Source organism: Oryzophilus luti (assembly GCF_059726245.1).
In genome coordinates this window covers 2,937,026-2,950,143 of the sequence record NZ_AP040874.1, presented here as the reverse complement: position 1 = coordinate 2,950,143, position 13,118 = coordinate 2,937,026, and the positions used below count along the sequence as shown (strand labels likewise).

Genomic DNA, 13,118 nt, shown 5'->3' with positions numbered 1-13,118 from the left:
TAGCTGCGATGACAAAGACGCCCGAGCAATGGCTGGAGGAGATCTCGCCGGAAAAACAGGCGGGCGTGCTGAAGCTGTTTCTCGGTTACGCACCCGGTGTGGGCAAGACCTACAACATGTTGAGCGAGGCAATCCGCCGCGCCAGCCGAGGCGAGGACGTAGTCATCGGCATGATTGAGACGCACGGCCGCAAGGCCACCGCCGACCTCGCCGCAAAGCTCGAAGCCGTGCCGCGCCGCAAGCTCGAATACAAGGGCACGCTGTTCGAGGAGATGGATATTGACGCCATTCTCGCGCGCAAGCCGCAGGTAGTGCTTGTCGACGAGCTGGCGCACACAAACATCGAGGGCAGCCGCAACGCCAAGCGTTATGCCGACGTGATGGAACTGCTCGATGCGAAGATCGACGTGCTGAGCACGATGAACGTGCAGCACATTGAGAGCCTCGGCCCGCAGGTGCAGCAGATTACCGGCGTGCAGGTGCGCGAGACCGTACCCGACTGGGTGATGCAGCGCGTGGATGAAATTGTGCTGGCGGACGTGACCCCGCAGGCGCTGCAGAAGCGCATGAAGCGTGGCGATGTGTATCCCAGTGAGCGTGCCGAGCGTGCGCTCTCGCACTTCTTCCGCCCCGGCAACCTCATCGCCCTGCGCGAGCTTGCGCTCCGGCAGGTGACGCAGGTGGTCGACCGCAGCCTCGACTCCTACCTGACGGCCTCGGGCGAGAAGAGCGCCGCCAGCGTGCGCGAGCGCATCGCCGTCTGCATCAGTTCCAACCCTATGGCTCAGAGCCTGATTGCGCGCGGCTCGCGCATGGCGCGCGCAATCGAGGGGGATTTCTTCGTCATCTACGTGGACGTGGGTCGCGACACGCGCCCAGAGGACCAACGCACACTGGCGGAAAATCTCCGTTTTGCAGGCAACCTTGGCGCGCAGATCGTGCGTATGCAGGGGCGCAGCGTTGCCGGCGAGGTCGCGGCCTTCGTGCGCGAAAAGCACATCACGCAGGTTATCTTCGGGCGCTCCGCGCAGAAGGGATTGCGCCGCTACCTGTACCTCTCGGCCATCCAGCGCTTCCTGCGCGATGCGCCGCCCGTGGACGTTCACATTGTGACGCAGGAGATGCGATGAGCGAGCATTCTCACATCCTGCTGGTCGATGATGAGACGCAGATCACACGCGCGCTGCGTACCACGCTGACCGCTGCCGGATACGAGACGCGCGTGGCCAACGACGGCGAGATGGCGCTGGAGATCATGAAGGACTGGCAGCCGCACCTGATCGTCACCGACCTGGCAATGCCGCACCTGAATGGCGTGGAGCTTTGCCGCCGCGTGCGCAGCTTCTCCGCCGTGCCCATCATCGTGCTCAGCGTGCGCGACCAGGAGCGGCAGAAGATTGAGGCGCTCGACGCCGGCGCCGACGATTACATCACCAAGCCGTTCAGCATGAATGAACTTCAGGCGCGCATCCGAGCCCACCTGCGCCGTGCGCCATCGGGTGAGAGCCAGCCGAAAGAGGTCATCACCAGCGGTCCGTTCCACATTGATCTGGCGGCGCGCACCGTCAGCGTCAATGATGCCGAGGTCAAGCTGACGCCCAAGGAGTTCGACCTGCTCAGCTATCTGGCACAGCATCCGCGCCGGGTTATTCCGCATCGCACGCTGCTGGCCGCCATCTGGGGAGACGTCTTTACCGAGCAGCCCGAATACCTGCGTGTCTTCATCGGGCAGTTGCGCAAGAAGATTGAGCCGGACGCCGCCAATCCACGCTATCTGCTGACCGAGCGGTGGGTTGGCTACCGCTTCGAGCCGGGCGAGTAATCTTTACGAACTCTTTATCTTTGCCTTATTCCCGCTTTACCCCCGCCGGATTCCAATACCGTTAGCGCGATCGTGCGCGGGCGGTGTCTATGTTTCCACTGTACTTTGCGGCCGCACTCGGCCTAGCATGTCTCCTCCACTCGCTGTGGACCCTTGCGCGCATCGCGCGCGCGGAACTGCGTGCGCGCAGGAGCCAGCCCCTGGGGTCTTCCAACCTGCTCCCCTTCCGGAGCGACCACGGTCCGTTCCGCGGAAAGGCGGCCTGAAATGCAGGACCTCCTGATGCTCGCGTTCACCCTGCTTCTATTCACGCTGATGTTTGTGTATACCCACGGCTGCGACCGTCTCCGCTGAGGCCCTTCATGAATATCGAGACCATTGCGCTGCTTGCCGTCACCCTGCTGCTTGCGGTGTACCTGCTGTTCGCCCTGCTGAAACCGGAGAGGTTCTAGCCATGACATCTGTTGGCTGGTTGCAGATCATTCTGTTCCTGGCGCTGGTGGCGGCCATCACTCGGCCGCTCGGCGCCTACATGGCGCGCGTGTTCGCCGGTGAGCGCACATTCTTCGACCCCATCGCTCGTCCGGTCGAGCGCCTCATTTATCGCCTCTGCCACATCGACGCCGAAAGCGAAATGCGCTGGACCGTCTATGGCGCGGCCATGCTCATGTTCAGCGTGGTCTCCATGCTGTTGCTTTACGGCATGGAGCGCGTGCAGCATTTGCTGCCGCTGAACCCGCAGCACCTGACGGCGGTGGACCCGAGGCTGGCCTTCAACACCGCGGCCTCATTCACCACCAACACCAACTGGCAGTCCTACTCGCCGGAAACGACGATGAGCTACCTGACGCAGATGGCCGGGCTTGCCTACCACAACTTCGCATCCGCCGCCGTAGGCATCGCGCTGGCCGTTGCGCTCATCCGCGGCATCTCGCGCCGTCAGGCGGAGACCATCGGCAATTTCTGGGTGGACATGACGCGTGCCACCCTCTGGCTGCTGTTGCCCGCTTCATTCGTCTTTGCGCTCGTGCTGGTTTCGCAGGGCGTGGTACAGAACTTGCGTCCCTATGACACTGTGCAATTGGTGGAGCCGCAACACGCACCACGGTTGAACGCCGATGGCAGCCCTGCGCTCGACGCCAGCGGCAGGCCGGTACTCGACACCGTGAGCACGCAGACCATCGCGCAGGGGCCGGCAGCTTCACAGGAAGCCATCAAGATGCTGGGCACCAACGGTGGCGGATTCTTCAATGCCAACTCGGCGCATCCGTTTGAGAACCCCACGCCGCTTACAAACTTTCTGCAGATGCTCGCGATCTTCGCCATTCCTGCCGGGTTGACGCACACGCTTGGCCGTATGACCGGCTCGCCGCGCCATGGCTGGGCCGTGTGGGCTGCCATGGCCGTGCTGTTCCTTGGGGGAGTCACCACGGCCTACTGGGCGGAGGCGCAGGGCAATCCGCTGTTGAAAGGTGTGGATCAGGCGGCCAGCGCGATGCAGCCGGGCGGCAACATGGAGGGCAAGGAACTTCGCTTCGGCGTCGCAGGCAGCGCTCTGTTTGCCACGGTCACCACGGACGCCAGTTGCGGTGCGGTCAACTCGATGCATGATTCGTTCACGCCTCTCGGCGGCCTGGTGCCGATGGTCAACATCATGTTGGGGGAGGTGGTCTTTGGCGGCGTCGGCGCCGGGCTGTACGGCATGCTGATCTTTGTTGTGCTCACAGTATTCATTGCCGGCCTCATGGTGGGCCGCACGCCGGAGTATCTCGGTAAGAAGATTGAAGCCTTTGACGTAAAGATGGCGATGCTGGCCGTGCTGATCTTCCCGCTCGTCGTACTCGGTTTCACGGCCATTGCTAGCGTCTCGCCGCAGTTCGGCACCAGTTCATTGAGCAACACCGGGCCGCACGGCCTCTCGCAGATTCTCTACGCCTACACCTCGGCGGCGGGCAACAATGGTTCGGCCTTTGCCGGGCTGAATGCGAACACGCCCTGGTACAACCTGACGTTGGGACTCGCCATGCTGGTCGGTCGTTTCTTCGTCATCGTGCCGGTGCTGGCCATTGCCGGTAATCTGGCGGCAAAAAAGTATGTGCCGCCCTCGCTCGGCACCTTCCCGGTGACCACCGCGACATTCACCGTGCTGCTCGTCGGCGTGGTTGTCATCGTCGGAGCGCTCACGTTCTTCCCCGCGCTCAGCCTCGGCCCCGTGCTCGAACACCTCCAGATGCACGCCGGAAAGGTCTTCTAAGATGAGCAGAAATACGTCAAATTCGCGTGCCATCTGGGATGCGGGCATCATCCGCCGCGCCGCCGTGGATGCGTTGCGCAAGCTCGACCCGCGCACCATGATGCGCAACCCCGTGATGTTTGTTGTGGAAGTGGGTAGCGTGCTCACCACCGTGCTGCTGCTGCGCGACGCCGCACACGGCAGCGCCCACCTGGGCTTTAACTTGCAGATCACCCTCTGGTTGTGGTTCACCGTGCTGTTCGCCAACTTTGCCGAAGCCATGGCGGAAGGCCGCGGCAAAGCGCAGGCGGAGACCCTTCGCCGCGCGCGTTCGGAGACCATGGCCAACCTGATTCGTCCGGATGGCTCTTTTGCGCAGGTGGCGAGCGCCAAGCTGCGTGCCGGAGACATCGTGCATGTCTCGGCAGGAGAGTTCATCCCCGGTGACGGCGAGATTCTCGAAGGTGTCGCCTCGGTCGACGAGTCGGCCATTACCGGCGAGTCTGCTCCGGTCATTCGTGAAGCGGGTGGCGACCGCTCGGCCGTCACCGGCGGCACGCGCGTGCTTAGCGATTCGCTGAAAATCCGCATCACCTCCAACCCGGGCGAGACCTTCCTTGACCGCATGATCTCCTTGGTGGAAGGAGCCTCGCGGCAGAAGACGCCGAATGAGATTGCGCTGAACATTCTTCTGGCCGGGCTGACCATCATCTTCCTGCTCGCGGTGGTCACTCTGCAGCCGTTCGCGATCTACTCCGGCGCGCCGCAAACGGTGTTTGTCCTGGTCTCGCTGCTGGTGTGCCTCATCCCGACCACCATCGGCGGACTTCTCTCCGCGATCGGTATTGCGGGCATGGACCGGCTGGTGCAGCACAACGTGCTCGCCATGTCCGGCCGGGCGGTGGAAGCCGCGGGCGACGTGAACACCCTGCTGCTCGACAAGACCGGCACCATCACCTTTGGCAACCGTCAGGCCTCGGAGTTCCTGCCCGCGACGGGCGTGACCACCGCGCAACTGGCGGACGCCGCGCAGCTCTCTTCGCTCGCCGATGAAACTCCTGAAGGCCGCAGCATTGTGGTGCTGGCAAAAGAGAAGTACGGCCTGCGCGGGCGCGAACTGGCGCAGGTGGCCGCGCAGTTCATTCCATTCACGGCGCAGACGCGCATGTCGGGCTTGAATGTTGAGGGTCGCGAGATCCGCAAAGGCGCCGCTGAAGCCATTGAGCGTTACCTGCGCCAGTTGGGAGCCGAGTTGCCGCCGGAGGTTCGCGGATACGTGCAGTCCATTGCCAGCAGCGGAGGCACTCCGCTGGTGGTTGCCGAGAACGGCCGCGCCATCGGCGTCATACATCTCAAGGACGTGGTCAAGGGCGGGATGCGTGAGCGCTTCTCGCAGTTGCGCGCCATGGGAATCCGCACCGTCATGATTACCGGTGACAATCCGCTGACCGCAGCGGCCATTGCGCGTGAAGCTGGTGTCGATGACTTCCTTGCCGAAGCCACGCCGGAAGAGAAGATGAAGCTTATCCGCCGCGAGCAGGCCGAAGGCAAGCTGGTGGCCATGACCGGCGATGGCACCAATGACGCGCCCGCGCTGGCGCAGGCCGACGTGGGCGTGGCCATGAACACCGGCACGCAGGCCGCCAAGGAGGCCGGCAACATGGTCGACCTCGACTCAAACCCGACAAAGCTCATTGAGATCGTCGAGATTGGCAAGCAGTTGCTGATGACGCGCGGCGCGCTGACAACGTTTTCCATCGCCAACGATGTGGCCAAGTATTTCGCCATCATTCCCGCCATGTTTGCCGCCACCTTCCCGGTGCTGAACGCGCTGAACATCATGCGGCTACACACGCCGCAATCGGCTGTCCTTTCGGCCGTCATTTTCAACGCGCTCATCATCATCGCGCTAGTGCCGCTGGCGCTGAGCGGCGTGCGCTATCGCGCCATGGGCGCCGAAGTGCTGCTGCGGCGCAACCTGCTGGTCTACGGCGTGGGCGGGCTGATCGCGCCGTTCCTCGGCATCAAGCTGATTGACCTTCTGATTACCGCGGCAAAGCTTGCGTGAGGCTCGTATGAAGAAGCTGCTGATTCAATCCGTGCTCGTGACTGTGGTGACGACCGTGCTGCTCGGCATTCTCTATCCACTGGCGGTGACCGCCATCGCGCAGCTTGCTTTTCATGAAAAGGCCAATGGGCAACTGGTGACGCGGGATGGCTCTGCCATTGGCTCACGCATCATCGGCCAGCCGTTCACAGGAGACCGGTATTTTCACTCGCGACCCTCGTCGGCCGGTAACGGTTACGACGCGGTCAGCTCGGGCGGCTCGAACCTGGCGCCGACGAACCGGAAGCTCGTCGAGCGGGTTGCGCAGGAGGTGGCGACACTGCATGCGGAGAACTTCAACGCGCCGGTGCCTGTCGATTTGGTCACAACGTCCGGATCGGGACTTGACCCGCACATATCTCCGGCAGCGGCACTGTTTCAAGTGCCGCGCGTGGCCCGCGTCCGTAATCTAGCGGAGGCGCAGGTCCGCTCGCTGGTCTTGGAACACGTGGAGGGCCGCCAGCTTGGGTTGCTCGGCGAGCCGCGCGTGAATGTTCTCGAGCTGAACCTGGCGCTGGACACTTTGAAGCACTGACAGGATTACGAATGAAGCTCCGTTCCCCTCGCTCCACCCATGCAGCCTGCGCGCTGTGCCTGCTGCTGGCTGTGTGTGCAGTTCCACTGTGCGCGCAGCAGACGATCTTCAACGTGCCCAGCGCAGATGTGCTGGACCGCGGCAAGATTTACACAGAACTCGATTTCACTTACCGACATTCCGATGGCGTGGTCGGCGTCACCCCCCGCTTTGTCATTGGTGCGGGACACAATGTTGAAGCCGGATTGAATCTGAATGGCCTTGGCTCCCCTGGCCCGCAACATGCAACGCCCACACCAACCGTGAAGTGGCGTTTCTATAACGGCAAGGAAAATGGCTGGGTCGCGCTGGCGGGAGATGACGTTTTTCTTCCAGCGCAGAATCGCACCTATGACGCGGGAAACTACTTCTACGCGGAGTTGGCGCACACCTGGAAGCGTGGTACGCGCGCGACCTTTGGGGCCTACCACTTCACGCGGGATGTGGTGGACCGTGCGCAACGTACAGGCGGGCAGTTCGGCATCGAGCAGCCGCTGAGCAAACGCATCACCTTCGCTGCAGATTGGTACACGGGCGCGCACTCTGCCGGATACGTTACTCCCGGCGTGGTCGTCAAGCTCACTTCCACGCTGAGTTGCTATGCAACGTACCAGATCGGCAACCGGGGCGTGCGAGATGGCAATCATCAGTTGCTGCTTGAGATTGGGTGGAACCCGAACTAACGCCACGCGCGGTCATTTGCAGACGAACGTTTCACGCAGAAAAAAGCGCCAGCCGAAGCTGGCGCTTTCCTGTTTCCAAGCAGCGAAGGCTAGAACTGCACGCGCGCGCCCAACTGCAACACGCGCGGCCCGCCGCCGCCCAGTCCCGGGTTGCCCTGCGCCACATCCGGGGTTTGTGAAATCACGCCCATCGGATACGGGTTGCCGGTGCTCGGGTCGGTGCCGAACGAGAGCGAGCCGTTGGGCAGCGCATAGTTCGGATGGTTGAAGAGGTTGAAGGCTTCGGCGCGCAATTGCAGGTCGAGATGCTCGCGCAGGCGCGTCGTTTTGATCAGCGACAGGTCGGCATTCCAGAAGCCGGGGCCGTAGATCGCGTTGCGTCCCAGGTTGCCGAAGGTGCCCCAATCCGGCTGCGTAAAGGCTGCCGGGTTCAGGTAGCCGGTGCTCGGAGACCAGTGCTTCAGGATCGGGTCCACGCCCGCCACAAGGTTCGGACGCTGTCGGTAGTTCCAGCGGCCGGTCGTGTCGTTGGAGGTCACGATCGGGATCGGGCGGCCGGTCTGGATGGAGACAATCGTGTTCAACTGCCATCCATTGCCGAGCCACGTGGGCACCACCGGCAGCTTGGGAGCCGTGTAGTTGAGCGCGGCCGTAAAGCGCTGGCGCGTGTCAAAGGTGGAGTTGCCGTGCTCGGCGCGCAGGTTGAACGAATCCTGCGGGAACGCCGCGCCCGCCGTGAAGTCGATGCCGTCGCTGGCATCGTCGATCGAGTGCGACCACGCGTAGGTGGCAAAGCCGGAGAGGCCGTGGTAGTTGCGCACGCGCAGCGTGGTCTGCAGGCCGTCATAATTCGACGCCGCGTTGGTGCCCAGCACGGCAATCTGCGCGTAGTTCGAGTTCGGGTAGTTGCCGTTCGCGTCGGTCTGGTTGGCGTCGAACAGGCGCGTCAGGTGTGTGCCCTTCGAGCCGACGTAGCCGACTTCGAGCGAAGCGCCACGGCCAAGCTCGCGCTGCACATTCAGGTTCCAGCTCTGCGTGTACGGCGTGTCAAAGTGCTTGTCGGTGGTAAAGATGCTCTGCGCGTAATCGGATGCGACATAGGCCGAGCCGCTGCCCGTCGCCCACGCCGCGCTGTCGAAGCCGAGCGAGTTGACCGGCTTGGAGCCAATCGGGTTGGTGGTGATGCCCGCCGCGTTGGTGTAGTTGGCAATCAGCAGGTTCTGCGGAACGTAGTCGAAGTACAGTCCGTAGCCGCCGCGCACCACGGTTTGCCCGCCCAAGCGGTAGGCAAAGCCAAAGCGCGGGGAGAAGTTGGTGAACACGCGTCCGTAGCCGCGCCCGGTGGAAAGCTGGCCGGTGTAGAAGTTGTAGTTCGAGAGCAGCCCGTCCTTTTCGCCGAGCGGCCCGAAGTACTCCCAGCGCAGGCCCATGTTCAGCGTCAGCCGGTCGGTCGCGCGCCAGTCGTCCTGCAGGAAGGTGGCAAAGGCGTTGTTGGTGGTGGTGCGCTGCGTGTTGCCCGTGTTGATGCCCGTGTAGAAGTCGCCGAGGTAGAAGCTGACCAGCGAGTTCACCACGGAATCGGCGGAGTAGAGGTTGGCGCCCGTCTCGTCAGTCTCAAAGTTCACGTCGAGCAGGCCGCGTTCCAGGTTGTCGTTATAGGAGTTGACGATGGCGCGGCGGTATTCGGCGCCGGCCTTGAGCGAGTGTTTGCCCTCGGTCCAGGAGAAGTTGTCGAGCACCTGCGCCGTCTGGCTGGTGCGGGCGCGCGGAATGCTGTACGCCGAAGCGCCCAGGTTCTCCATGATGCCGTTGAAGTCGATCTCCGGCAGGCCGTTCTTGCCGTTGCCAAGGTCGAGGCCGATCGACGTCGGGTCCCAATTGGAGTCCGCGCCGCGGAAGGAAGTGTGATAGCGCGAATAGCCAAAGCGCAGCTCGTTCAGCTTGCTGCCGCCCAGCGTGGAAAGCAGCCCGGCGGAAACCACCTGCACCTGCGTCGGCGAAACCTGCGCAAAGCGCGCAATACGCGAGCCGGCGCCGTAGCCGAGTCCGCCCAGCGGGAACGTCTGGTCGCTGGAGCTGTAAACATAGTTGGCGAACAAGCTCTGGTTGGCGTTGAACTGGTGGTCGATCTTGCCGATCACGCTGTTCAGGTCGTTCTTGTCATTCACCGTGCCGTTAAGCGTGCCGCTGCTGGAGGTCGGGAAGAAGGACAGCACCTTGTCGAGCGCCGGGTTCACACTGCTGACGTAGCTGTAGCCGAGGTTCGGGTTCTCAGGATTCTCCGGGTTGATGGCGATCGCCTTGGCCTGCGCAATCTGCGCGGCCGTGGGAACCGTTAGCGCAAAGTCGCTGGTCACGCGCTCGCGCTGGCCCTCGTAGGCGGCAAAGAAGAAGGTCTTGCCCTTCACCACCGGGCCGCCGAGCGAGCCGCCAAACTGGTTGTTCTTGAACGGGCTTTGCGGGTTCGCCGAGCCGTCGCTGTTGGTGCGCGTGTTGAAGGCATTGCGCGCGTCAAACGCCGAGTTGCGCAGGTATTCAAACACCGTACCGTGGAACTGGTTGGTGCCGGACTTGGTGAGGATGTTCACCGTGGCGCCGCTGTTGCGTCCATATTCGGCCGCCGCCTGTGTCTCCAGGTTGAATTCCTGTATGGCATCGATGGGCAGCAGCGAAGCCGGTGCGCCGGTGATGCCGACCTGGTTGAGCGCGGAGTTGTTGAAGAATGGGTCGTTGTTGTCCGTGCCGTCGAGCAGGTAGTTGTTCGAGCGGTCGCGGTTGCCGTTGATGTTGAACTGGCCGAATCCCTTCTCGGTTCCGGCCACGCCGGAGCCTTCGACGGTCACGCCCGGCGTCAGGGCCACCAGCTTGCCAAAGTCGCGGCCATTTAGCGGCAGGTCCACCACCAGCTTGTTCTCGATGACCTGTGAAAGGGTGTCGCGCGTGGGCTCAATCAGCGGAGCCACGGCCTCCACCTGCACCTGAAGCTCGACCTGCTTCACGCGTGCCAGTTCGAACTGAACATTGGTTTCCAGTCCGACGCTGACCTTCACCTGCTTCTTCACCGGCTGCAGGCCGTTGCTTTCGGCGGAGACTTCGTAGTCACCGGCGGGCAACTCACGGATGGCGAAGTTGCCGTCTTCGGCGGCCGTAACGGTGCGCGTGGCATTGGTGGCAAGGTTGCGCGCGGTCACGTTGCTGTTTGCCAGCACGGCGCCCGTCGTGTCTCGTACCTGCCCGGTAATGCCTCCACGGAATGATTGCGCGCTCACTCCCAGCACGAGCGCGATCAAGAGAAACGGTAAAAGCAGAAACTCTATTTTGCTTGTCTTTTCCACTTGGTTGCTCCTTCGAGCGGTTGTGGTCTGCACTGGATTCAGAGAAGAGGCTTCCGATGCCGCCGCAAATTTCTCACAGCGGCTTGGCCCCGGAGACCTTGCCTCTGAACTGCCCTAGCGCGAAACCGGTTTCGCCGGAATGGCAATCGGTGCCGGAATGCGCACCGGGAAGCGCGCGGCAAAGCTGCCCTGGTTTACTGCCAATCCGAGGCGTCCACGCGAATCGATATAGAACAGCGGCGAGCCCACCGGCACGTCGCTGAAGGTCTTCACAAACGGGAACTCATAATCCTTGCCGTCGATCTTGACCGGCACCTTATCATCCAGCGCGTAGCCAAGCTTCGCAAAGTCGGCGCGCAGAGTGTTGGTCACAAGGTTTCCGAACGGGCCATCGGTTCCGATCACGGACGCCGTGAGGCCGTTGGCGCCGACTGTGGCCTTGGCCACATCCAGACGCACCAGCTTGTTCACGTCGAGCGCCGGGCCAACCTTCGTCCAGTCCTCGCCGTGCGCAATGTGCGCGCCCACCGGGGAGAAGATGTCGCGGCCATGGAAGGTGGAGGAAAGCTGCGCGCCGATCATCCACTTCGGGTTGGTGATCTCGCGGGCGGCCGCAATGCCGTCGTTATCGGCAACGAGCGTGATCAGCCCATTGTCCGGAATTACGAAGTACTGGCCGCGCTTGGTCAGCACCACAATCGCCTTGCGCGTGCTGCCCACCGTTGGGTCCACCACGCCCACGAACACAGCGCCCTTTGCATAATAAGGAGCGGTTCCAGCCAGGAAACGTGCACCCTCGAGAATGCTGAACGGCGTTACATCATGCGTCAGGTCCACCAGACGCAGGTGCGGCTCAATCCCGTACATCACGCCCTTGCAGATGGGAACCGCATCGTCCACGTGACCGAAGTCGGTCATGAAGACCACGGTCGGCTGTGCGGTGGCCTTGCTCTGGGCCGTGGCGGCTGTCAGCGACAGCAACAGGAAGAGCGCAACGGCCGCGCAGGTACGGAAATAACGCTGCAATGTCTTTGGCTGCAAAATAGAGATCCTTTCTTGGGAATTCACCCAATACGACAAAGCCCACGAGCCTGCGAGGCGCGTGGGCAACACTGAATGCAATACCTCGGAGAGGAAACTACCAGCTCACGCGCAGGGCCATAGGTGTGCAACCACTGTTGCTACACATTCGACAGGTCCAGCCGCGAACAACCATCTCATTCTCCACTGCCGTGGGTACAGGCAGCTATCCTTCCAAATTTAAGCCACTGGCGCGGCTTTGTCGAGAACGCCTCCTCCGCGCCCTTGCAAATGCTGCATGAAACGCATGTGGTGTTCATTGCGTCGGAATTTCTGGAGCGTGCGCTCACAGTTCCTCTGCGGAAATGCACAAGGCTGGTAGTCTGGCAGCCCTTCCTTCCTGAGCCTCCTGCCAGACTTCGGCTGCCTCTGGTGGCTACTCGGTCGCTCTTGAGATCAGTGCAATTCCCAAATCTGTACTGGATGGTTCCGCATCAGGGTGAGGTTCAAAAAATGGCTAGGGAATTGTTGCTTAAATTGAAGGATGCATTCTAGCAACTAATTACTTATCAATCGGATACGCTGAAATTTTATATCTGGATCGTAGCCGGTAAGCTGCCGTTCAGCCCCTACCTGATTGACCAAAGGTTCAATATTGTAGGCTCGAAATTGTCACATTAGTGTCATATTTAAGTTACCAATGGCCATGCGTCTTTCGTAATTTTTACCAATATGAATCACTGGCGTAACGTGGCCGTACTCAAGGGGAAAATTTAAGAAGTTTTAACAAACTGACCGGCGGCTTTCTGAAAAAAGTGGCCGACAGTCGGGCAGGGAGTAGTGTGCGCAAGCGGGTTTTGGTGGTAGATGATTCGAAGATCGCTCTGAATTTGCTGTGCTCCGCCGTGGCAAAGCAGTACGAAGTGCTGACCGCCCTGGATGGCGAGGAAGCCGTTGAATCGGCCCTGCGCCTTCGCCCCGACCTCATCCTGATGGACGTCGTGATGCCGCACATGACCGGCATCGAGGCCTGTCGCGAGCTGCGCCAGAATCCCGAAACCGCCGACATTCCGATCATTCTGCTTAGTACACAGCGCGAAACCGATTTTGTTGAGCAAGGTTTTGTCTCGGGCTGCACCGAATACCTGACCAAGCCGGTTCAACTGGAAGACCTGAAGAAGGTTGTGGAGGCCTACCTTGACTGTTGACCTGCCTAGCCTCCCGCTGGAGCCCCGACGGGGAAGACGTCGAAGAAGGGGCCGAAAATGATCAAGGATGGCCCCCGCTACCCCCAAGTGCCGCGGCCTCCAGTCAAAGCTGTTCCGGTCTTGCATCTGCATCCCG

10 protein-coding genes are annotated in these 13,118 nt (G+C 61.8%); 8 read left to right on the top strand and 2 right to left on the bottom strand.

From position 1 onward, the window contains the following. The first annotated feature begins 8 nt into the window (after positions 1 to 8). From AC6IZO_RS12550 to AC6IZO_RS12520, 7 genes are all read left to right on the top strand, one after another. The gene (locus AC6IZO_RS12550) at positions 9 to 1,130 is read left to right on the top strand and encodes a histidine kinase (RefSeq protein ID WP_497805143.1); all 1,122 of its coding nucleotides are present in this window, start codon (positions 9 to 11) and stop codon (positions 1,128 to 1,130) included. After that, positions 1,127 to 1,822 (top strand): response regulator transcription factor, encoded by a 696-nt coding sequence (locus AC6IZO_RS12545; RefSeq protein WP_497805142.1) that lies wholly within the window; start codon positions 1,127 to 1,129, stop codon positions 1,820 to 1,822. Before AC6IZO_RS12550 ends, AC6IZO_RS12545 begins: the two co-directional genes overlap by 4 nt. Positions 1,823 to 2,184: 362 nt before the next feature. Beyond that, a complete protein-coding gene (kdpF, locus tag AC6IZO_RS12540; protein ID WP_497805141.1) occupies positions 2,185 to 2,274 on the top strand; it encodes a K(+)-transporting ATPase subunit F in 90 nt (29 codons plus the stop codon). Positions 2,275 to 2,276: 2 nt separating this feature from the next. Beyond that, positions 2,277 to 4,076: a potassium-transporting ATPase subunit KdpA gene (kdpA, locus tag AC6IZO_RS12535; RefSeq protein WP_497805140.1), complete on the top strand. Its 1,800-nt coding sequence runs from the start codon at positions 2,277 to 2,279 to the stop codon at positions 4,074 to 4,076. Position 4,077: 1 nt separating this feature from the next. Beyond that, positions 4,078 to 6,123, top strand: a complete 2,046-nt coding sequence (gene kdpB / locus AC6IZO_RS12530; RefSeq protein WP_497805139.1) for a potassium-transporting ATPase subunit KdpB — start codon at positions 4,078 to 4,080, stop codon at positions 6,121 to 6,123. 7 nt (positions 6,124 to 6,130) lie between these two features. Next, on the top strand, positions 6,131 to 6,697 hold the full coding sequence (kdpC, locus tag AC6IZO_RS12525; RefSeq protein ID WP_497805138.1) for a potassium-transporting ATPase subunit KdpC: 567 nt from the start codon (positions 6,131 to 6,133) through the stop codon (positions 6,695 to 6,697). Between the two features lie 11 nt (positions 6,698 to 6,708). After that, complete coding sequence (locus AC6IZO_RS12520) at positions 6,709 to 7,419, top strand: hypothetical protein (RefSeq protein ID WP_497805137.1); 711 nt, start codon at positions 6,709 to 6,711, stop codon at positions 7,417 to 7,419. 89 nt (positions 7,420 to 7,508) lie between these two features. On the opposite strand, the gene AC6IZO_RS12515 is transcribed toward AC6IZO_RS12520, so the two are convergent. After that, the gene (locus AC6IZO_RS12515) at positions 7,509 to 10,754 is read right to left on the bottom strand and encodes a TonB-dependent receptor (RefSeq protein ID WP_497805136.1); all 3,246 of its coding nucleotides are present in this window, start codon (positions 10,752 to 10,754) and stop codon (positions 7,509 to 7,511) included. A 114-nt stretch (positions 10,755 to 10,868) separates the two neighbouring features. Beyond that, the gene (locus AC6IZO_RS12510) at positions 10,869 to 11,795 is read right to left on the bottom strand and encodes an SAM hydrolase/SAM-dependent halogenase family protein (RefSeq protein WP_497805135.1); all 927 of its coding nucleotides are present in this window, start codon (positions 11,793 to 11,795) and stop codon (positions 10,869 to 10,871) included. An 821-nt stretch (positions 11,796 to 12,616) separates the two neighbouring features. Between AC6IZO_RS12510 and AC6IZO_RS12505 the strand changes: the two genes are divergently transcribed. Next, the gene (locus tag AC6IZO_RS12505; RefSeq protein ID WP_497805134.1) at positions 12,617 to 12,982 is read left to right on the top strand and encodes a response regulator; all 366 of its coding nucleotides are present in this window, start codon (positions 12,617 to 12,619) and stop codon (positions 12,980 to 12,982) included. The last annotated feature ends 136 nt before the right edge of the window (positions 12,983 to 13,118 follow it).

What these genes read in the sequence shown, in the direction of transcription:
- kdpB (WP_497805139.1), top strand. Translation starts at nt 4,078, where the DNA reads ATGAGCAGAAATACGTCAAATTCGCGTGCCATCTGGGATGCGGGCATC.
- AC6IZO_RS12520 (WP_497805137.1), top strand. Translation starts at nt 6,709, where the DNA reads ATGAAGCTCCGTTCCCCTCGCTCCACCCATGCAGCCTGCGCGCTGTGC.
- kdpC (WP_497805138.1), top strand. Translation starts at nt 6,131, where the DNA reads ATGAAGAAGCTGCTGATTCAATCCGTGCTCGTGACTGTGGTGACGACC.
- AC6IZO_RS12545 (WP_497805142.1), top strand. Translation starts at nt 1,127, where the DNA reads ATGAGCGAGCATTCTCACATCCTGCTGGTCGATGATGAGACGCAGATC.
- kdpF (WP_497805141.1), top strand. Translation starts at nt 2,185, where the DNA reads ATGAATATCGAGACCATTGCGCTGCTTGCCGTCACCCTGCTGCTTGCG.
- AC6IZO_RS12550 (WP_497805143.1), top strand. Translation starts at nt 9, where the DNA reads ATGACAAAGACGCCCGAGCAATGGCTGGAGGAGATCTCGCCGGAAAAA.
- kdpA (WP_497805140.1), top strand. Translation starts at nt 2,277, where the DNA reads ATGACATCTGTTGGCTGGTTGCAGATCATTCTGTTCCTGGCGCTGGTG.